This is a genomic window from Mesonia hippocampi (assembly GCF_014197445.1).
GTDB classification, from domain to species: domain Bacteria; phylum Bacteroidota; class Bacteroidia; order Flavobacteriales; family Flavobacteriaceae; genus Mesonia; species Mesonia hippocampi.
Genome location: NZ_JACIFO010000010.1, coordinates 1 through 18,600, shown reverse-complemented (window position 1 = coordinate 18,600; position 18,600 = coordinate 1). Strand labels below are relative to the sequence as shown.

Below are 18,600 nucleotides of genomic sequence, written 5' to 3'. Positions count from 1 at the left end.
TATGCGTGTAGATAAATACTTATGGTGCGTCCGTTACTTCAAAACCCGAAGCATTGCCACTAAAGCATGTAAAAACGGACAAGTAAAAATTAATAAAGAAGCTGTAAAGCCTTCACGAGAAGTATACCCAAGCGATGTGCTTGAGGTAAGAAAAAACCAAATTAATTATAAAATAGAAATTCTAGATTTACCTCCTTCTCGGGTTGGGGCAAAGCTAGTAAGTATCTATATGCACGATATTACCCCAAAAGAAAACCTAGAGAAACTCGATTTACTCAAATATTCTCAAGACTATTACCGTAAAAAAGGGACGGGACGCCCTACTAAAAAAGACCGAAGAGATATTGATGATTGGATAAATAATCCTGAAGAAGATAAAGATTAAGCAGAACAATTTATATATATTTACCCTTTACTAAATTTGATTAAAACATGGCTGCAACCACAGGTATACTTATATTAAATCACAAACAAATAGAGCAAAAAACACGTCGTATAGCCTACCAAATCTACGAAAACAATATAGCGGAAAAGGAAATAATTTTGGCTGGCATTACCAAAAGTGGTTATAAACTAGCACAAAAACTAAACGCTATGCTGCAAGAAATATCGTCTTTACAAACCTTATTATGTAAGGTAGAAATAAACAAAACCGCTCCTCTTTCCGACCAAATAAAAACATCGCTCACCCCTACGCAATACCAAGATAAAAGTATTGTTATTATCGATGATGTTTTGAACTCTGGTGCTACGCTTATGTATGGTTGCAAGCATTTTCTAGAAGTTCCTGTAAAAAAACTTCAAACCGCAGTTTTGGTAGACCGAAGTCATAAAAAATTCCCCATCAATGCCGATTTTAAAGGAATTTCGCTCTCTACCTCATTAAATGAAACAGTGCAAGTAAATTTTACCGATACAGACAGTAAGGTTTTATTATTCTAAGATCTCTTCGATTAAATCTGGAATTGTTTTCTGTGCAACCGCAATAATCTTGTGGCTTTGCATGTAATATTGTTGCCTTTCAAACAGGTGTTTTCTTATAAAATCTTCTAAATTCTCTCTATTAGTAAGGTGTTGTATCAACGGACGCCTATAACTGTCTAAAAACAACCTTTCGGTAAGTTCTGCTATGCTTAGTTTTAAATAAATTAGTTGTGTGTTTGGGTTTTCTTTTATCAAAGAAAGGTTATTTGCATAGCAAGGAGTTCCTCCTCCTAGCGCCAAAACATAGTTTTCTTTTCTGTTTAAAAAAACTTTTAGCACCTCGTTTTCTACTTTTCTAAAATAAATTTCGCCTTTTTTTGAAAAAATTTCAGAAATTTTTTTGCCCTCTTGCTTTTCTATTTCATGATCTAAATCGTAAAACTTAACCCCAGAAAATTTTGCAAGTTGCTCGCCTAGAGTAGATTTACCTGCACCCATATATCCACACAATATTGTTTTCATATACTTTCTTTTTTCTAACAAACGAATTTATGAAAGATAATTTAAAAAATATCTGTTTTTTGCCTTGTAAAATTAAATATAGGTTATATATTTGCACCCGCGTTGGCGCAATTAATAAAAACGTTAGCGATGATCTGGTAGCTCAGTTGGTAGAGCATCTCCCTTTTAAGGAGAGGGTCCTGGGTTCGAGCCCCAGCCAGATCACTTAAAAAAATTGTTCTTTTATATAAAAAATTAGATCTGGTAGCTCAGTTGGTAGAGCATCTCCCTTTTAAGGAGAGGGTCCTGGGTTCGAGCCCCAGCCAGATCACTTTTTAAGGCAAATTTTAATATTAAAATTTGCCTTTTTTTATTCTCTAAAATAAAACAAGCTCAAGAATATTTTCTAGGTCTTAGTGTCTTTACAAAAGCTTAGGCAAGTACAAGGTGAGTCCAATGTACCTCCAATATTTTTTACAAAAACATTGGAACAAGTTAAAAGCATCTTCAAAATACCTTGTAAAGGAAGTAGAACTGAATCTTTCAATGCTAAAATAAAAGCGTTCAGAGCACAATTTAGAGGAGTGAAAAATGTAGAATTCTTCCTTTATAGATTAACTACAATTTTTGCTTAAACACAACTTTTGGGAATGATCCCCTATAATACAACACTTTTTGCTATTTTATAGAAACTAAAAAACCCTTTAAAACATACGTTTCAAAGGGTTTTGGTGAGATTTGCTAATCTCAAAGCGGAGAAAGAGGGACTTAAACAATAAAATTTCATTCATTTTGATACAATTCAAATCACACCCCAACCCCTTTAAAACGCTGCAAAGTATTATTAATAAAGATTTTTTTATTGACTTAGCAAAAATGCTAATATTGAATCAAATTGAAAATATGCTGACTAAATGCTGACTAAATTATTTTTAATGCTTACCTTTGAATACACTAAATCGTATTCAAATGGCAACAATTAAGTATTTATTGCAAAGCAAGAGTTCTACCGCCCCTATATATTTAAGGTTATCTTTAAATAGAAATAAATCCATTAAACGTAAAACAGGTGCTGTATGTGATGCTAGAGTTTGGAGTGATGCGACAGGCTTTCCAAAAACCAAAGACACTTCTCACAAAGAACTTAAATCTAACCTTATGAAATTGGAATCATTTGTTATTGACCAGTTCAATAAAGATAATTCTAAAGGTGTGCTTATTGATGGTAATTGGTTGCAATTAATGATTGATAAATTTCACGGCAGAGAAGAACCCAACGAATTAGAATACTTAATAGAATATGGAGAACATTTTGTACAACGATTACCGTTCCGAATTACAAAGTCTGGAAAAAAGGGAGTAAGCAAAGACACCATTACTAAATACACAACCATTGTTAAAAAGCTCAAAGGGTTTCAAGCTCATAAAGAGAAACGATTTCTTATTAAAGAGGTGGACTTAAATTTCAGAAGCGAGTTTTTAGAATATCTAATACAAATAGAAAAGATTAATGATAACACCGCAGGGCGATACATCAGCTTTGTTAAAACAATTATTCTTGATGCTCGTAAAAATGGCATAGAAGTGAGTGTGCAAATAAACGATTTTACAGGATTTACAGTAGAACCACCGAAAGTAACTTTTTCTTTTGAAGAAATAGAAAAAATAAAAAATACTGAATTTGAAAATGACAATTATAATATAGCGAGAGATTGGTTTGTTATTGGCTGTTTTGTAGGGCAACGAGCATCTGACTTGTTTAGAATGAACCAAAAAATGATTGAAAATATTGATGACCTTAATTTCATTGTTTTAACCCAAGTCAAAACAGGAGAATTAGTACAAATACCTATACATGAAGAGGTTCAGCAGATTTTAGATAAAAGAGATGGAGAATTTCCTCCCAAGTTTGCTATAAATATTGATAGTTGTACCACAATGTACAACAGATACATCAAACAAGTATGCAAGATTGCTGAAATTGATGAGGTTGTAGAAGGTAATTTAAACAACCCTGAAACAAATAGATACGAAACAGGAATGTACCCTAAATGGATGTTAGCATCTTCACACGATTGCAGAAGAAGTTTTGCCACCAATTTTTATGCACAAAGAGAATATCCAACACCTCTATTAATGAGTGTCACAGGACATAAAACTGAAACAATGTTTTTAAACTATATTGGTAAAAAACCAATAGATTACGCAATGCAATTAGCTAGAATTTGGGCAAAAAAAGCCAAAAAAGAGAGTATTCAAGAGGGTTCATTAAAACTAACCTATTTAAAACCTGTATCAAATAGTTAGATATGGATATTCAAACATTCAGAAAAGTATTTACTACCTACATTACTAAAAGCATTTATGAAGTCAATAACTTAAATGAACTATTAGAACAATTAGACGACTTGTTTTACAATATTGATGGTATCAAATTTTCTACCTATCTAACAAAAGATGTTTTACCAAGTGTAATTTCTAAAATAAGCCATTTAAAAGACGAGTTAGGTAAAACAGGAAAAAGTAGAAGTACCTACCCCAAAAGAAAGAAATTACAAGCTCTTATAAACGAGTTTAACCATTTTTCAAACTATTTGATTGAAAACTACGCTACCTCTTTAAAAGAATCTACAGAACTGAAAAAAATCAGGAATCAAGAGTTAAAAAAAGACAAAACACTTGCTCATAGTATTATAGATGGGTTTTATTCTGATGAACCTGTTCCTTTTCCTGAATACATTAATAAAACTAGATTAAGCAATGCTATTGAAGAGTTAAAAACGTTTTATGCTGAATTATTTATTGTGCCTGAAAAATTTGAGTTTGGCAAACATAAGCTGATAAACCTTTTAAGTGATTTAAGAATCAAGATAAGTAACAGGGAATTAGATATTTTAGCAGTTTCAAAACAAATTAGTTACTATGAGAAAAAAGTAAATCAGACCAATGAAGATACTTCTTTTGAACAGTCTTACAGTAATGACGTTTCGATTGAAACAAGTTTGAAACAACATTATACCGAATGCTACCAATCTTGTATAATCAACCATTCCAACCTCAAATATCATCAAAAAGAACTTTTAAACCTCTTTGATTACCTAATTGAAGAATACAAGTTTACTAAATCAGAAAAATTATTGTCTATCAATGAAGTAACTGTTTTTGGAGATGATAATTTTGAAGTACTAAACAAAATCTATACTGAATTTTCAGATTTTTTAAATCCATATGTATCAATAGACGAATTTAAAGAACACTTTGTTATAAAATCAACCCCTCCTAATAATAAGATTGATTTATGCAATGGCAACTTGAATGATTTTGGTTATTTGATGCTAAAAATTAGACCCTTTTTTATAGATAAGATAGGTGTAGGAAAATATTACGCTATGTGGTGGTCTGAACGATTTACATTTAACTCAAAAGAAAAGCCTCCAAAGAGTATTTCTAATGCTATTTCGTTCATCAAAAAAGGCACTAGATTTCCAGAAAAAAGGACTTCAACCCATAAAATAGTAGAAATTTTAACTTCATCCTACGACTATCCTACAGATAGTATTGAATAGCATTGTAATACACTGAAAACAAAGAAATTAAACACACCCTGTTTTTAACTCTATTATTGAGTTAACTAACTAACCTACACCTTTTTGCAACCATTATTAATTTAAAATTTTAGATAATGGAAGCATTACAAATCTTAGGGGTAAGCCCACAGCAATTTCAAGAAGACCTTATTAATGGTCTTAAAGCTCAATTAGAAGAGCTAAAAAGAAACTTCATTCCGCAACAGTCTGATGAGTATTTAACAAGAGAGCAAACAGCCAAATTATTAAATATTGACCTCAGTACTTTATGGCACTGGAAAAAGAAGGGAATATTAATTCCTTATGGTGTAGGAAATAGAGTTTATTACAGACGGTCAGATATTGACAAAGCAATGGTTCAACTTAAATAGTCATTGTTATGAAAACATCTACCAAGCAGGGAGATTATTTTATTAATCTCCCTAGCTTACTGTATTCAGATTTGAAAGCAGTATGCAAGAAAGACGACAGTATCAGTTTTGATTTATCAGCTTTGTTGGTTCATCTTATTTTAACCAATAAATATGCTGATAAAGACTATAAGGAAGGTAAAAAATGGATTCGTTTAAGTGCTAAAATACTAAGAGAGAATTACGATACCACACTATATAAAAGTAGTAAACATTTAGAAATTTTAGTTGAGAATGATATTATAGAAATGCAATCCCATTATCATGACCCAAGTGGAAAAAACAGTCGAAGCAGGGCTTATAGAATCAATCAAAGTTATTTTAACATCAAAGAATCAGAAATAACTTTATTTGATATGGCATTTGTCATTATTCCAATTACTGAATCAGGAATCAAAAAGAAATGTTTAAAACGCATTCAACAAAGAAAGCAAACAGCCAATCTAAAAGTTGGTCATTTAACAAAATGGCTTACCAGTGATAAATTTAATTTTGATAAAGTAGCAGCCATTGAGTTTGTTGATTCAAAGTACCCAAAACATCAAAGTGAAAAGATTAAAAGAAGAAATGAGAAAAGAATGTTCCATATCAAAAATTTTGAGTCAACATTACAAATTTATTCAATGGAGGGTCGAGACAATAGATTACATTCTTGTTTTACTGCTTTACCATCAGATTTAAAACAGTTTGTAACATTTGATGACAGCCCATTAAAAGAAGCAGATATAAAGAGTTCTCAACCATTTATATTAACCATAGTTTTAGAGTTGATTATTAAAGAGTATTGTAAACAAATCAATAAGAAAGGTTATATAACAGTAACACATTTTACTAAAAGAATTACTAGGATGTTGTATAAATATTTAGATGATACAATAGATAATGTTATAGATGTTTATATTATGTGTTATTATATTACTTCTAATGTGTTAATTGATATTCAAACCACTGATATTAAACAAATTAAACAATTCGTTTTTTTAATTAGAAGTGGAGATATTTATGAGCAAGTTGGTAAAGAATTGTTTCGGTCTGGAGCTATTTGGTTTGAAGATGGTGTGTACTATACTAAACTGCTAAAAAAGGATTCCGATAGTCAAGAAATCAAAGATTTTGAAACATTACGGAAATGTGCAAAAACCATTACTTTGAATGCTATTTATTGCAGTCCTAAAACCAAGGCGGTAAGAGCAGTTAATGAGTTTAGAAAACTATTCCCTATTGTTACCAAATGGTTAGATGCTTTGAAAAAGCATAATTATTCTGATTTAGCAGTTCTAATGCAACAAATAGAATCAAAAGCGGTATTGCTTCATTGCTCAAAGAAGATAGCAGAGAAGTACCCTAAACTACCTCTAATCAGCAGACACGATAGCCTTTCTACAACCGTTGATAATTTTGATGTTTTGCACTCCAAATATCAGGTGTTATTGACTGATTATTTTGGGGTAAATGTGGAGGTTGGGAAAGAGGATTGGTAAAGCTACTATGACACTCTATTTTGAGTGTCTTAGGGCTTCTTGTAGGAGGTTTTAGCTGTTCTACGTTGGTTTTCTTGGTCAGAAATTTAAAATGGCTCTTAGTACTCCTTTTAGAAAGGCAACTTAAAAAACTTTGGTAATTTCAACTCTCGTATTTTTTCAATTCCATCCATTTTTAATTGTTCGTCCAATTCTTCTTTATCCATCTTCCTTTTATGAAAATAAGATATTATATAAACAACTCCAATACAGAATAAAGAAGGAAATACTATTGCGTCAGGTATCAATTCTAACATTTCATGAACATCTTGTTCTTGGCTTCTTATAGCCCTAGAATGAACCTTTTGATTCATATACTTTATTATTTCGAACAGAGATGACACTGAAAACAGCATAAATAAGGATGCTAAAAAATCCATCCAAATTCTCTTCATACCTTTTTCAGGTACAATTAGTTTTAAGAAATGATTTTCAAACGGAGAAAAAGATTCCATATAATGAATACTTGCATACGTGAAATATGCAATTGCAGAAATGAACTTTAACAAAATATTTAAAAAAACACCTAAAAAAACGGCAAGAGCAAACAGTAAAAATAATAGCTTAAAAAACTCCATAATACTCTACTTTTTATTCAAATGAATCAGGGAAATTTTCTTTAATGTAATCTTGGAAATCAACTAACGTCATATCTCCGTATTGAATAACAAACTCAATTAATTCCTCTTTTGGTTTTTTGAAATCTTCAAAAACATATTTTACCATAGCTTTTCTATCTCCATTCGATAAGGTTTTAACATATTTACCAAAATCAGAAACCTTTAGAGTGCCGTTTATTATATCAAATGATATATTGTTTTTAGCTATAAACCAATTATACCTACTTGTAAATTCTCGTTCTCCTGTAGCAATATTTTTTGGAATAAGGATTATTGGTTTACTGTTGTAAGTAGGTAAGTTCTTCTTTTTAGAATCCCAATATCCTACATCTGAATTGTAATAATTAATTTCAAATTCTGAGGTTGGAATATTATGTTTTAAACATTGGCTGTATGTGAAATCAGCAAAAATATCTCTACAAACATTAGAAATTATGTCTGACATATTATCTTGACCAATTCCTTTTACCAAAAGCAGAACATTTTGAGATTCATTAGTTACAGATATTCCTTGACTTACAAACTTATTATTTCTTAAAGAAGCGAATATGTGCGTAGCTTTATCACTTCCAATACCTTTACCTTTATTAACTCCTGAATAACCAAGATGATATTCATTTGATTCGTGTAAGTTAGACAATAGAACAAGCCCATCCTTAACTTTATTCGGTTTAATATATTCTCTATTAAGCTTTTCTAAAAAAGACTTGTTCCTATAATAAACACTGCCAGATATAGAATCGTGCCTTGTATTAACAATATTAAAAGGGCATATAAAAGCCTTTAAATCTTGGTCAAGAGGAATGTTTAAATACTCAGTTGATTGGTCAATACCAAAATGGTCATTAAATGTGTAATTTTGTTTCATACTAAGAGTTTTAATTAAAATTTATTTTTCTTTACGGACACCTTTAAATGGTTTGTTATCTGACTGTTTTACATCCATAAACTGCCCGTTATCTTTATTTCGCTTAACCCATCTTTTTGTTTTGGGGTTAAAAACTTGGGAACGTTTTTTTACTGCTCCTTTTCTGCTGTTATCTTTTGGTGGATTTGTTGCCATAAGGTTTTTAATTGATTTATATATGGTTATGCTAAAAAAATTCAATAAATTTCCATCGAAAGGAATTTTTTTAAAAAAATATAGCATTACTATATAGATGACAAGTCAAGAAAGAGATATAGCCTCATATAAAGAAACTGTTGATGAGCTTCAGAAGATTTTAACTGAGGCTTTTTATCAACGAATGTTTAAATACACAATATTTCGCCTTTCATCAAAATTCAATATTAAATTTGATGTCCAAAATGGATTGAGAGGATTTAAGGTTGAAGATTTCATTTCTGAAACAATTGCTTCATTCTTGAAAAGTGATGGAAGAAAGTGGTATAAAGATGATTTTCCAGATTTTAGAAAACAATTTATAAGTGCCTTAGATAGTATAATTCATAAGATTATTAAAAAAGAATTACAAAAATCCAATCTTACTTGGCAAATTTTAGATAATGATAAATATGAAGAAAAAGATTCGGAGTATGAAGATTTACTAAAAGAATGTGAGCATATTTTGGAATCATTAAATGCATCGGATGAAGAATTATTACTTTTTGAACCTTATATAATTAATGGAATGAAGAGAAGTGATTTAGAACAGCATTTTGGTATATCAGCCAAAGAATTGACAAATATCAAAAAACGCTTGGATAGAAAAATACCTATTATTCAAAAACATCTAAAAGAACAAAGAAAATGAACAACCTAGATAAATTTATAGATAAGAAAATTATTTCTTCAATTCTAAATGAAGATGATTCCACTCTTGACTGTTATTTAGAAGGTTTTGAGTATAATGTTTCAGAAATTAATACTATTGCTTCAAATAACTATAAAAAAGAAACCTTTTTACTAAAAGGAAAAATAAAGAAGTTAAGAGATGAAAGGTTATATGAAAAAGCTAAAATGTTTAAAGATGCAATAAATAATAACATTGATAAGCCTGTAAATTATTTATTAGAAATTCTTAAGAATAATAAATTTCAGGTACAGTTTAGAAATTTAGAGAATTTAAGTGTTGAAGAAATTGTAGATATAATAAAAGACCAAAACCTACTTGAAATTATTGAAAATTTAGATGAAGAAGAATAAAAGAGGAGCTATAAGAGCAAAAGCACTTTTAAAAGAAATAGGTTGTGATAGCATTGTTGATATTCCTATGGATATTCTTGTATCAGGTTTAGGAGCATTTCTTGTAGAAGAACCACTTAGCAATTCAGATGGCAAAATTATCAGAGGAAATAAAAAGAACATTATTAAAATTAATTCTGAAATTCCATATAAAGGAAAAAAAAGATTTACAATTGCTCACGAGCTAGGTCATTTACTACTCCATAATAAATTGGAATTAGAAGAGCATAGCGATAATGATTTGACACTAAATTGGTTTAAATCTTCAATAGAGCAAATGAAAAGAGGGGTTCAAGAATGGGAAGCTAATGACTTTGCTTCTGAATTATTAATGCCTTCAGATTTATTTTATAAAAAACAAAAAGGCAAAAAATTCTCTCCAGAACTTATTAGAAATCTATCATCTTTTTTTAATGTTAGTATTACTTCTGTAGCGTTTAAGTATTTTGAATTAGGAGATTGTCCATTATGCCTTATTCATAGTCATAATTCTAAAGTGTCTTATTGGAAAAGACCTGATGACTACCCTCATTTTATAATTGATAGAACAAAATCAAAATTACCTGATGATTCAGTTGCTTTGGAGTATTTTGAAAAAGGTAAAATCTACCACAAAGAGCATTCTAAACAACCAATATGGAAATCTACTTGGTTTAAATTAAATGATTGGGAAGATGATAGAGATTATAATTTTTTTGAATACTGTATTATTACATCTTCTTGCAATACAGTATTAAGTATGGTATGGGAAGAGTAATTAAAAACCTTTATCAAAAAAATTATTTAAACTTAAACCAAAATAGCTACTTATTTTTAAAAGAGTAGTATAAGAAGCGTCTCTTTTGCCTTGTTCAATTCTACCAAAATGAATGCCAGTATCATTATAGGCTTCCTCTTGAGTAACCCCTTTTTCAGTCCTTAGTTTTTTTACTCTATGAGCTAGTTTTAAAAGCTCTTTTTTATCATCAAATTTCATAACCGTAAGGTCATTGAGAATTTTATTTACTACAATTACCGTACGGTCATTATTTTTAAATATATTTGATTCCAATTTCAAAATAATACAATATGAAAATCTTAAAATTAACTCTAATAGCCTTATTCCTATCATTATTTACAAATTGCTCTAGCAGTGATGATGAAGTGTTTTCAGAAAACCAAATACCTACCATTCAAGGACTAGAAGCTACAGGAGTAAGCAGTACCAGTGCAACATTTTCAAGCAATATTACTGATGAGGGAAGCAGTTCCGTAACTGAAAGAGGTATTGTATGGAGTAGTACAAGCTCTAGTCCGACAAAACAAGATAATGTAACCCCTATTAGTATAGTTAATAATGGTACGGGTATAAGTGTTATTACCGTTACAGGAATGGAACGAGGAATAAGTTATTTTGTCAGAGCCTATGCAGAAAATGAGTTTGGAGTTGGGTATAGTAATCAAATTACTATCACAACCTTATCTGATTATCAAATTGGAGATATAGGAGAAGCAGGAGGAATAGTTTTTTATGACAAAGGAAGCTATAGTGATGGTTGGCGGTATTTAGAGTCTACTACAGAAAACTTAGGCTCTCCTGTTTGGGGGTGTAATAATGCACTGATGAATGCTAACTATACAGGTTTGGGAGAGGGAGATAGCAATACAACTTTAATCGTTAATAATTGTGATGATGAGACATCAGCAGCTAAACTTTGTAATAATTATACTCAGAATGGATTTAACGATTGGTATTTACCAAGTATAGACGAATTGCAATTAATGATAATCAATGAAAGAAACACTATTGGAGGATTCGTTATTGGCGGCTATACAAGTTCAACAGAACATAGTAGCACTCACTCAAAAGGCTATGTAATTTCAAGTACTGGTATTTTTGAAGATAACAGACCTAAAATGAATAACTCTGCTGTAAGAGCTATCAGAAAATTTTAGAAAAGACGAGGGATTACGGTCTATATAAAAAATAACCCACCCTTATCTCAAAAGGGAATTGAATTTACTTTTAGGGGGTAGGGTAGCTGATTTATAATTCGGGCTAGAATTTTTGAACTTTGTAATAAAGAAGAGTATTAGAGCTGTTGGGGTACAACCTTAACAGCTTTTTGTTTGTATAGTAAAATGTTGTTTATTATGCAATAACCTAAAAAGAAAACTGCTCTAAATCCAGTTAAATAAAGAGATAAACGTTGGTAATTTGAATTGTCTTTTGGTTTGTGTTTAGTAAGATTAGAATGAGATAGAAATTTTATTATTTTTCCAAATGTTGACTAATTACTGACTAAAAAGATAAATAAAAAACCGTAATAACTTAATTTATAAGTAATTACGGTTTATTGTTGCGGAGAAAGAGGGATTCGAACCCCCGGAGGTGTGACCCTCGCCGGTTTTCAAGACCGGTGCATTCGACCACTCTGCCATTTCTCCAGGACAACATTCGGTATGCCCCGAATGCGGATGCAAATATATATTATTTTTATCTTACCTGAAAATTTTTCTTGTAAAAAAAATAATATTTTTTATTTCTCAAAAAACAAGGAAAAGCCTTATATTGCCTGATGTCTATAAATCAATCCGTTAAATGAAAAAGTTTCTCTTCCTCACAATACTTCTTATAAGCATTACCGCTTGCTCTGTTCATGAGCATAATGTTGCACAAAAAACAAATGCTAAGATTTATGCAGAAACCATTACCCCTGATGATCTCAAAACACATTTATACTTGTTTTCTTCAGACGAATTTGCTGGACGAGATACCGGAGAATTTGGTCAAAAATTAGCGGCTCATTACCTTAGAGATTTTTATAAGAATTTAGCAATCCCCTCTCCTATTAACGAAGGTGATTACTACCAAGAGATACCTAGTAGTTATTTTCAAAATAAATATAAACCTTCAGAAAATGTTTTAGCCTATATTAAAGGAAGTGAAAAACCCGAAGAAGTTATTGTTATCTCGGCTCATTACGATCATATTGGTGTAACTGCTAATGGTGATATTAATAACGGCGCCGATGATAATGGCTCTGGAACTGTTGCTATTTTAGAAATTGCAGAAGCTTTTAAAATGGCTACCAACAGCGGCAATGGACCTAAGCGCTCTATTTTATTTCTACATGTAACTGCTGAAGAAAAAGGACTTTTAGGATCTAAATATTATAGTGAAAACCCAATATTTCCATTAGAGAATACTGTTGCTAATTTAAATTCGGATATGATTGGACGTGTAGATGATGCGCACCAAAATAATCCTAATTATATCTACCTAATAGGAAGTGATAAATTAAGTTCTGAATTACACAACATCTCAGAAAATATAAACGATAGCTTTACTGCTTTAGAACTTGACTACCGCTATAATGCAGACGATGACCCTAACCGCTTTTATTACAGAAGCGACCATTATAATTTTGCAAAACATAATATTCCTGTTATTTTTTACTTTAATGGAGTGCATGATGATTACCACCAACCATCGGATACTCCTGATAAAATAAATTACAATTTACTAAGTAAACGCACACAGCTTATTTTTTACACCGCTTGGGAACTGGCTAACCGAAAAGAGCGAATTATTGTAGATAAAGCAACGCCCTAACTCTTTAATAAGTAATGGTTTTTTTTACAACTAGTAATTTTCATCGTCCTATTTGTATTAGGCTTCGTTTTTCTTTTGCCTGAAACCTAAACAATAAAAAAGCACTAAAAACCAAGCATACAAAAATGGTAATTGCCATGACGTAAATTGTTTTTCCTTCAAACTTACTAATTACAAACGAGGCTACTGCCCCAAGCATCATTTTTAAAGAACCAACTAACGCTGATGCTCTTCCTGCTTCTTTTTCAAAAGGATAAAGCGATAAAGCTGTTGTGTTTGGGTTTTGAAAACCTAATAAAAATAAGATAAAAAACAATATGCCTACGGTAATATAAAAATTATTCCAAGTAAAAATATTAAACAATAATATTCCTGCTAGCCCAACAAGAAATACGCTAATTTTTATGCTCACCCTAAAGGTAGAAAGTCTTTTTAAAGCCAACCTATTAAGCTGAGAACCCAATATTAATCCTGCGGCATTTACCCCGAAAAAAATACCAAATTCCTGTTCTGTCATATTAAATTCGCTTGTAAACAAGATATTGGCACTAGAAATATAAGCAAACATAGCGCCTATGGTTAGGCTGCCCGCCATAGAAAATGTAAGAAAAACCTTATTTTTAAAAATATCTATATACCGGTAGGTAATATCTTTTAGTTTTAAATCTACACTTTTATCAGGAACACCGCTCTCGGGTAAAAACTTAGCCACGCTAATAAACATTAATAACGCAAAAACAGCCAGCAACAAGAAAATGGTATTCCACGAGAAGTTAGTCATCACCAAACCGCCTACAGTTGGTGCTATAATTGGTGCTCCGCCCATTATTAACATTAAAAAAGAGATGGCTCTAGCTACTTCGTCTACAGGAAAAACATCACGCACTACCGCCTTTGCAGCTACCATTCCAGCTGCAGCACCTATGGCTAAGAAAAATCTAAAAATAACCAACATCCATAAATTGGTAGAAAAGTAACAACCTATGGCTGCCAAAATATAAATAAAGATACCTATCAATAGTGGTTTTTTACGTCCAAACCTATCCATTACAGGACCATAAGAAAGCTGCCCTAAGGCAATCCCCACAAAATAACTGGTTAAAGAGTAATTTACCTCTACTTTACTTACCGAAAAATCTTCTGCTATACTGCTAAAAGCCGGTAAATACATATCTATAGAAAAGGGTCCTAAGGCAATAAGCGTTCCTAGAACCAATAAAATAATTTGTTCTGTTTTTTTGTTTCGTTGGTCTAAATTTTGCATTAAACAAAGGTCTATTTTATTAACTATTATTGCTGAAAATATTTTTAATTTAACAATAAATTAGTACCTTAAATAAGGTATTAAAAATCATCATTCCGCAAAAGCATGGCTAAAATAAATATATTTTGGTTTCGAAGAGACTTAAGATTAGTAGATAATGTAGGACTTTATAACGCCTTAAACAGCAGTAACCCGATACTGCCTATTTTTATTTTTGATCCTGAAATTATAGAAAACCTACCAAAAAATGATGCAAGGCTAAGTTTTATTTTTAAACAACTAGGGATATTAAAAAAAATTCTTCAAGAAAAAAACAACACCAACATTTCTGTTTTTTATGGAAATCCTTTACGTGTTTTTAAAAAACTCACTCAACAATACCAAATACAACAAGTTTACACCAATCACGATTATGAACCCTATGCAATACAACGTGATTTAGCAATAAAAAACTATTTAGAAGATAAAAACATTCAATTGTTAAGTTATAAAGATCAAGTAATTTTTGAAAGAGACGAAATCACCAAAAAAGACGGAACTCCGTATTTGGTATATACGCCTTACATGAAAAAGTGGAAACTAAATTTTAACCCCAAAGACCACCTCCCAAAACCCGATGTAAGCAAGCATAGCAATTACTTCCAAGCAGCAAAATGGGAAAGCATACAACTTAACGATATGGGTTTTATTTCTTCCGGCATAAATGTTCCTCCTTATAATATTACAGAAGAAATATTGATAAATTATGCATCTAACCGAGATTTCCCTTCCAAAAACGCCACTTCTCTACTAAGCACCCACTTGCGATTTGGCACAGTAGGCATCCGTTTTTTAGTACAAAAAGCTTACCAGTTACAAGCAAAAACTTTTTTAAACGAACTTATTTGGAGGGAGTTTTTTATGCAAATTCTATATCACTTTCCAAACACGGTAACACAAGCTTTTAAACCCATTTATGACAATATAGTTTGGCGAAATAACCCTCAAGATTTTGAAGCTTGGAAAAACGGCCAAACAGGCTATCCATTGGTAGATGCTGGCATGCGAGAGCTTAACAATACAGGTTTAATGCACAACCGTGTGCGCATGCTTGTAAGCAGCTTTTTATGTAAACATTTGCTTATAGATTGGCGCTGGGGCGAAGCCTATTTTGCCAAAAAATTATTGGATTACGAAATGGCATCTAACGTAGGCAACTGGCAATGGGCTGCAGGATGTGGGGTTGATGCTGCACCTTACTTTAGAATTTTTAATCCCATTACCCAACTTCAAAAATTCGATAAGCAATTAACCTACGTAAAAAAATGGGTTCCAGAATTTGACAGCTTAACCTACCCTACTCCAATAATAGACCATAAAATAGCACGTAATCGTTGTTTAAAAGCCTATAAACAAGCATTAAACAAATAAACTTTGTTTTTAAATATTATAATAGTTTTGTTAGCATACTTTAAATAAATACGTAAATTAACTCTGCTAATCGCTTAGTTTAAAGTTTATCATTCTATTTTGAATTGGCTTTTTGGTTCGTTTGGTGTAAAGATAAAATGAACAAAGAAAAACGTATAACTCCATTTTTTTTAAGAAACTCAACTATTAAAACAAGCTTTTGCAATTGCTAAATCAGGGATTCCTTACAATGAAAATTATGTATCAAAATTAGTCTGAAAATATTTGGTTTTTAACTTAGTTCTTTGTTGTGCACAGTTTTTTTTAATAAAAAAACCCACTTTAAGAAAGTAGGCTTTACTGTATTATATATAATCGTTTTTAACTTTATTCTTTTGCTAATTTAAAAGCAATAGTAAGTTCCTTTCTAAATACTTTTGCGTCTCTTTCACTACGAATAGCTTTAGATAAATTATCATTAACTATTCGGGAAGAACTTTTTGCAACAGAATTAGAAACACTATCTTTAGCTAAAGCTTTAAGGTTAGTAATCTTATTTTGAACAGTTTGTCTCATAGTACAAAGGTAATAATATATTTTAATTATTTAAAGAGAATATATAATATCTATATAAATCTTTTGGACTTCTATTTAAGTCAAAAGGTTCAGGTCTTGGTTTAAACAAAGGTATTCCATCACTATCTCTTTCAATATCTGTGCCATTTCTTAAAAGTTTCACATACCAATCAACTCCAACTGTTACAATTATATCTGATAGATGGTCATAATTATATCTAAACATTCTATGATATAAATTTGCTCTAGTTTCATTAGAACCATCTATTCCAATAGAATAATTTTCATCGCTATAATTTTCTAAAAATGTAATTGCAAATAAAAGTACTGTAGAAAACACTTTATTTACATTTTTATGACGAAGAATAATTTTATCATCTATTTCATTATCTTCTCCTAAAGGACCAAATGCTAAATTATATACTCCAGGTAATAATGGATCAGGATGTTCACTAATTAAAACGTGCAACTCTACTACATTATCATCCCTCAATTCAGAATTAAAAGTAAACCCAGTTAAATCTTCACTTGCTGAATTAGCATCAAAAGTATCATCTAAATCAATTTTAATCATAGGTTAATTCCGGTTTTAATTACCGCCAACGCCCTGAAGAATATCACGATTTGCATTAAAGTGATATCCTCAAATATATACAACTTTTTATGTTAAAACAAGAGAGTGTGTAAAGCACTAAGAGAGTTTAGTTTAAAAGTATAACAAAAAGACTAGGCGACCGAAACATTATCTTTAATTATTCTCTCATATTCACTCCAAAATTATAGGCTTGTGCAACGGTTACCGCTGTTATGCACAGTATTTTTCTCATTTTAACCAAGGATATGTCTGTACTAAAATATCCATTTGTTCTTCAAATTTCTCATTTCCCCATTTAATTGCACATATTACATTTTTTTCAAAATCTTTTTTACTATTTGAGTAAGTAAACTTTTTTATGTCTGTCCTGCCAATGAAAGAATCTTCTGTTAACCAAGTAGCACCGTTATTTTCTTTCTGAATAACAGCTGTAATTTTTTCTGTTATTTTAATTTTTTCAAATTCTATTAGATGTCCTGAAGGTTCTGTATTTTCAATTATTATAAATTTAGACTGAAGAGCGTGTCTCAATATTTTTTGATTAGGTTTCTCTTCTTTAAAATCTTCTTTTTTCTTTATGATAATAGGACTTAAATTATTTTCTTCTAGTATTTTAGCTATTTTTTCAAGTTTTTGCATATGTTCTCCTGTATCTTTTCCTAGAATAAGAACTGAAACTGGAACTTCTAGGTTATATAATGCTCGGTTATATAGATTTTTTTTATATTCTTTAATTATTTCACATAATTTGTCTATTTCAATAGGTTTCGTTAAAACTATTTTCCAATCAATGTATATTCCGTTGTCAGAACCTTCATCAACATAATTGAAATCTTTAATATCGTTTTCATTGTTGGAATTAAAGCTTTTATTCATAGATTCTATAAACTCTAATAATGAATATTTTTGTTCCCAAAAATCTTCTGGGTAGAGAAATTCAGAAACCGTTATTATGAATTTTGATTTCTTTCTAGTAATATGAATTGTTTGAGGTAACCATTCAAGTTGATTACTTTCAATAACGGCAGAAAAATTTTCTTGCATAGTATTCAAATCATACTGAATTATGTCCATATAATCATATATATAATCCTCATTTTCAAATTCTATTGGGAAATTATTTTTCATTGATGAATTTATTTTTATATTGTGCATAACGTGTTTGTATATGACAAGTAGCGTGCAATTATGAGTTACTTTTCAATCTCGCAACAAGCCAAATCTTTTGTATTTTGCTTTTATCTTTTCTTTTCAAAATGCCAAATCAAAAGATTTGGCGGTTTACCAAATATACCAAAATTTTCGGTTTAGAACAGACTTAGCTATTTGTTATATACCTTGTGCCTGTTGCACAATTTAGCAAAAAATCCATAGCTAAGGTATTTTTCTGTGATTAATTTTCGTAACTTGTTGTATGCAAGGCAAGAAACAATA

21 protein-coding genes and 3 tRNA genes are annotated in these 18,600 nt (G+C 30.7%); 14 read left to right on the top strand and 10 right to left on the bottom strand.

All coding sequences use genetic code 11. From position 1 onward, the window contains the following. Nucleotide 1: 1 nt before the first annotated feature. Together GGR32_RS10335 and GGR32_RS10330 are read left to right on the top strand one after the other, a co-directional pair. Nucleotides 2–385, top strand: coding sequence for an RNA-binding S4 domain-containing protein (locus GGR32_RS10335; RefSeq protein WP_183478127.1), 384 nt, complete (start codon nt 2–4; stop codon nt 383–385). 47 nt (nt 386–432) lie between these two features. Beyond that, nucleotides 433–942, top strand: a complete 510-nt coding sequence (locus GGR32_RS10330; RefSeq protein WP_183478126.1) for a phosphoribosyltransferase family protein — start codon at nt 433–435, stop codon at nt 940–942. On the opposite strand, the gene GGR32_RS10325 is transcribed toward GGR32_RS10330, so the two are convergent. Beyond that, nucleotides 934–1,446, bottom strand: coding sequence for a shikimate kinase (locus GGR32_RS10325; RefSeq protein ID WP_183478125.1), 513 nt, complete (start codon nt 1,444–1,446; stop codon nt 934–936). The two genes, GGR32_RS10330 and GGR32_RS10325, sit on opposite strands and share 9 nt — an antisense overlap. Before the next feature lie 131 nt (nt 1,447–1,577). On the opposite strand from GGR32_RS10325, the gene GGR32_RS10320 reads away from it, so the two are divergent. From GGR32_RS10320 to GGR32_RS10290, 6 genes are all read left to right on the top strand, one after another. Beyond that, nucleotides 1,578–1,650, top strand: a tRNA-Lys gene (locus GGR32_RS10320). Between the two features lie 33 nt (nt 1,651–1,683). Further along, a tRNA-Lys gene (locus GGR32_RS10315) sits at nt 1,684–1,756 on the top strand. 638 nt (nt 1,757–2,394) lie between these two features. Continuing rightward, on the top strand, nt 2,395–3,732 hold the full coding sequence (locus tag GGR32_RS10305; RefSeq protein WP_183478124.1) for a phage integrase SAM-like domain-containing protein: 1,338 nt from the start codon (nt 2,395–2,397) through the stop codon (nt 3,730–3,732). A 2-nt stretch (nt 3,733–3,734) separates the two neighbouring features. After that, nucleotides 3,735–4,991: a hypothetical protein gene (locus GGR32_RS10300; RefSeq protein WP_183478123.1), complete on the top strand. Its 1,257-nt coding sequence runs from the start codon at nt 3,735–3,737 to the stop codon at nt 4,989–4,991. 116 nt (nt 4,992–5,107) lie between these two features. Beyond that, nucleotides 5,108–5,383: a helix-turn-helix domain-containing protein gene (locus tag GGR32_RS10295; RefSeq protein WP_183478122.1), complete on the top strand. Its 276-nt coding sequence runs from the start codon at nt 5,108–5,110 to the stop codon at nt 5,381–5,383. Between the two features lie 8 nt (nt 5,384–5,391). Beyond that, nucleotides 5,392–6,903 (top strand): hypothetical protein, encoded by a 1,512-nt coding sequence (locus GGR32_RS10290; protein ID WP_183478121.1) that lies wholly within the window; start codon nt 5,392–5,394, stop codon nt 6,901–6,903. 110 nt (nt 6,904–7,013) lie between these two features. On the opposite strand, the gene GGR32_RS10285 is transcribed toward GGR32_RS10290, so the two are convergent. The 3 genes from GGR32_RS10285 to GGR32_RS10275 are packed head-to-tail and all read right to left on the bottom strand — an operon-like array spanning nt 7,014 to nt 8,625. Continuing rightward, the gene (locus GGR32_RS10285; RefSeq protein ID WP_183478120.1) at nt 7,014–7,520 is read right to left on the bottom strand and encodes a hypothetical protein; all 507 of its coding nucleotides are present in this window, start codon (nt 7,518–7,520) and stop codon (nt 7,014–7,016) included. Between the two features lie 13 nt (nt 7,521–7,533). Then, complete coding sequence (locus GGR32_RS10280) at nt 7,534–8,430, bottom strand: hypothetical protein (protein ID WP_183478119.1); 897 nt, start codon at nt 8,428–8,430, stop codon at nt 7,534–7,536. 21 nt (nt 8,431–8,451) lie between these two features. Then, on the bottom strand, nt 8,452–8,625 hold the full coding sequence (locus GGR32_RS10275) for a hypothetical protein (RefSeq protein ID WP_183478118.1): 174 nt from the start codon (nt 8,623–8,625) through the stop codon (nt 8,452–8,454). A 97-nt stretch (nt 8,626–8,722) separates the two neighbouring features. Between GGR32_RS10275 and GGR32_RS10270 the strand changes: the two genes are divergently transcribed. Genes GGR32_RS10270 through GGR32_RS10260 form a run of 3 tightly spaced genes read left to right on the top strand, consistent with a single transcriptional unit; the run spans nt 8,723 to nt 10,504 of the window. Continuing rightward, nucleotides 8,723–9,316 (top strand): hypothetical protein, encoded by a 594-nt coding sequence (locus GGR32_RS10270; RefSeq protein WP_183478117.1) that lies wholly within the window; start codon nt 8,723–8,725, stop codon nt 9,314–9,316. Next, on the top strand, nt 9,313–9,708 hold the full coding sequence (locus GGR32_RS10265; RefSeq protein WP_183478116.1) for a hypothetical protein: 396 nt from the start codon (nt 9,313–9,315) through the stop codon (nt 9,706–9,708). The genes GGR32_RS10270 and GGR32_RS10265 overlap by 4 nt, the downstream gene beginning before the upstream one ends. Next, on the top strand, nt 9,695–10,504 hold the full coding sequence (locus tag GGR32_RS10260; RefSeq protein WP_183478115.1) for an ImmA/IrrE family metallo-endopeptidase: 810 nt from the start codon (nt 9,695–9,697) through the stop codon (nt 10,502–10,504). Before GGR32_RS10265 ends, GGR32_RS10260 begins: the two co-directional genes overlap by 14 nt. Here GGR32_RS10260 and GGR32_RS10255 read toward each other — a convergent pair whose 3' ends face one another. Further along, nucleotides 10,505–10,804: a helix-turn-helix domain-containing protein gene (locus tag GGR32_RS10255; RefSeq protein ID WP_246415195.1), complete on the bottom strand. Its 300-nt coding sequence runs from the start codon at nt 10,802–10,804 to the stop codon at nt 10,505–10,507. 11 nt (nt 10,805–10,815) lie between these two features. Between GGR32_RS10255 and GGR32_RS10250 the strand changes: the two genes are divergently transcribed. After that, nucleotides 10,816–11,682: a hypothetical protein gene (locus GGR32_RS10250; protein WP_183478114.1), complete on the top strand. Its 867-nt coding sequence runs from the start codon at nt 10,816–10,818 to the stop codon at nt 11,680–11,682. Nucleotides 11,683–12,089: 407 nt separating this feature from the next. On the opposite strand, the gene GGR32_RS10245 is transcribed toward GGR32_RS10250, so the two are convergent. Beyond that, a tRNA-Ser gene (locus GGR32_RS10245) sits at nt 12,090–12,174 on the bottom strand. 154 nt (nt 12,175–12,328) lie between these two features. On the opposite strand from GGR32_RS10245, the gene GGR32_RS10240 reads away from it, so the two are divergent. Next, on the top strand, nt 12,329–13,342 hold the full coding sequence (locus tag GGR32_RS10240) for a M28 family metallopeptidase (protein WP_183478113.1): 1,014 nt from the start codon (nt 12,329–12,331) through the stop codon (nt 13,340–13,342). Between the two features lie 40 nt (nt 13,343–13,382). On the opposite strand, the gene GGR32_RS10235 is transcribed toward GGR32_RS10240, so the two are convergent. Then, complete coding sequence (locus GGR32_RS10235; protein WP_183478112.1) at nt 13,383–14,606, bottom strand: multidrug effflux MFS transporter; 1,224 nt, start codon at nt 14,604–14,606, stop codon at nt 13,383–13,385. A gap of 105 nt (nt 14,607–14,711) precedes the next feature. Between GGR32_RS10235 and GGR32_RS10230 the strand changes: the two genes are divergently transcribed. Continuing rightward, nucleotides 14,712–16,016, top strand: coding sequence for a cryptochrome/photolyase family protein (locus GGR32_RS10230; RefSeq protein WP_183478111.1), 1,305 nt, complete (start codon nt 14,712–14,714; stop codon nt 16,014–16,016). 366 nt (nt 16,017–16,382) lie between these two features. Here GGR32_RS10230 and GGR32_RS10225 read toward each other — a convergent pair whose 3' ends face one another. The 3 genes from GGR32_RS10225 to GGR32_RS10215 all read right to left on the bottom strand — a co-directional run bounded on the left by GGR32_RS10225 (nt 16,383) and on the right by GGR32_RS10215 (nt 18,294). Then, nucleotides 16,383–16,571 carry a hypothetical protein gene (locus GGR32_RS10225; protein ID WP_183478110.1) on the bottom strand — a complete coding sequence of 63 codons (189 nt, stop codon included), beginning with the start codon at nt 16,569–16,571 and terminating at the stop codon, nt 16,383–16,385. Between the two features lie 22 nt (nt 16,572–16,593). Beyond that, nucleotides 16,594–17,145: a DUF6934 family protein gene (locus GGR32_RS10220; RefSeq protein ID WP_183478109.1), complete on the bottom strand. Its 552-nt coding sequence runs from the start codon at nt 17,143–17,145 to the stop codon at nt 16,594–16,596. Between the two features lie 249 nt (nt 17,146–17,394). Next, a complete protein-coding gene (locus GGR32_RS10215) occupies nt 17,395–18,294 on the bottom strand; it encodes a hypothetical protein (RefSeq protein ID WP_183478108.1) in 900 nt (299 codons plus the stop codon). Nucleotides 18,295–18,600 lie beyond the last annotated feature (306 nt).

Coding starts and splice junctions, on each gene's coding strand:
- GGR32_RS10270 (WP_183478117.1), top strand. CDS start 8,723: ATGACAAGTCAAGAAAGAGATATAGCCTCATATAAAGAAACTGTTGAT.
- GGR32_RS10215 (WP_183478108.1), bottom strand. CDS start 18,294: ATGAAAAATAATTTCCCAATAGAATTTGAAAATGAGGATTATATATAT.
- GGR32_RS10250 (WP_183478114.1), top strand. CDS start 10,816: ATGAAAATCTTAAAATTAACTCTAATAGCCTTATTCCTATCATTATTT.
- GGR32_RS10260 (WP_183478115.1), top strand. CDS start 9,695: ATGAAGAAGAATAAAAGAGGAGCTATAAGAGCAAAAGCACTTTTAAAA.
- GGR32_RS10325 (WP_183478125.1), bottom strand. CDS start 1,446: ATGAAAACAATATTGTGTGGATATATGGGTGCAGGTAAATCTACTCTA.
- GGR32_RS10235 (WP_183478112.1), bottom strand. CDS start 14,606: ATGCAAAATTTAGACCAACGAAACAAAAAAACAGAACAAATTATTTTA.
- GGR32_RS10295 (WP_183478122.1), top strand. CDS start 5,108: ATGGAAGCATTACAAATCTTAGGGGTAAGCCCACAGCAATTTCAAGAA.
- GGR32_RS10240 (WP_183478113.1), top strand. CDS start 12,329: ATGAAAAAGTTTCTCTTCCTCACAATACTTCTTATAAGCATTACCGCT.
- GGR32_RS10230 (WP_183478111.1), top strand. CDS start 14,712: ATGGCTAAAATAAATATATTTTGGTTTCGAAGAGACTTAAGATTAGTA.
- GGR32_RS10285 (WP_183478120.1), bottom strand. CDS start 7,520: ATGGAGTTTTTTAAGCTATTATTTTTACTGTTTGCTCTTGCCGTTTTT.
- GGR32_RS10275 (WP_183478118.1), bottom strand. CDS start 8,625: ATGGCAACAAATCCACCAAAAGATAACAGCAGAAAAGGAGCAGTAAAA.
- GGR32_RS10225 (WP_183478110.1), bottom strand. CDS start 16,571: ATGAGACAAACTGTTCAAAATAAGATTACTAACCTTAAAGCTTTAGCT.
- GGR32_RS10305 (WP_183478124.1), top strand. CDS start 2,395: ATGGCAACAATTAAGTATTTATTGCAAAGCAAGAGTTCTACCGCCCCT.
- GGR32_RS10280 (WP_183478119.1), bottom strand. CDS start 8,430: ATGAAACAAAATTACACATTTAATGACCATTTTGGTATTGACCAATCA.
- GGR32_RS10290 (WP_183478121.1), top strand. CDS start 5,392: ATGAAAACATCTACCAAGCAGGGAGATTATTTTATTAATCTCCCTAGC.
- GGR32_RS10335 (WP_183478127.1), top strand. CDS start 2: ATGCGTGTAGATAAATACTTATGGTGCGTCCGTTACTTCAAAACCCGA.
- GGR32_RS10330 (WP_183478126.1), top strand. CDS start 433: ATGGCTGCAACCACAGGTATACTTATATTAAATCACAAACAAATAGAG.
- GGR32_RS10300 (WP_183478123.1), top strand. CDS start 3,735: ATGGATATTCAAACATTCAGAAAAGTATTTACTACCTACATTACTAAA.
- GGR32_RS10265 (WP_183478116.1), top strand. CDS start 9,313: ATGAACAACCTAGATAAATTTATAGATAAGAAAATTATTTCTTCAATT.
- GGR32_RS10220 (WP_183478109.1), bottom strand. CDS start 17,145: ATGATTAAAATTGATTTAGATGATACTTTTGATGCTAATTCAGCAAGT.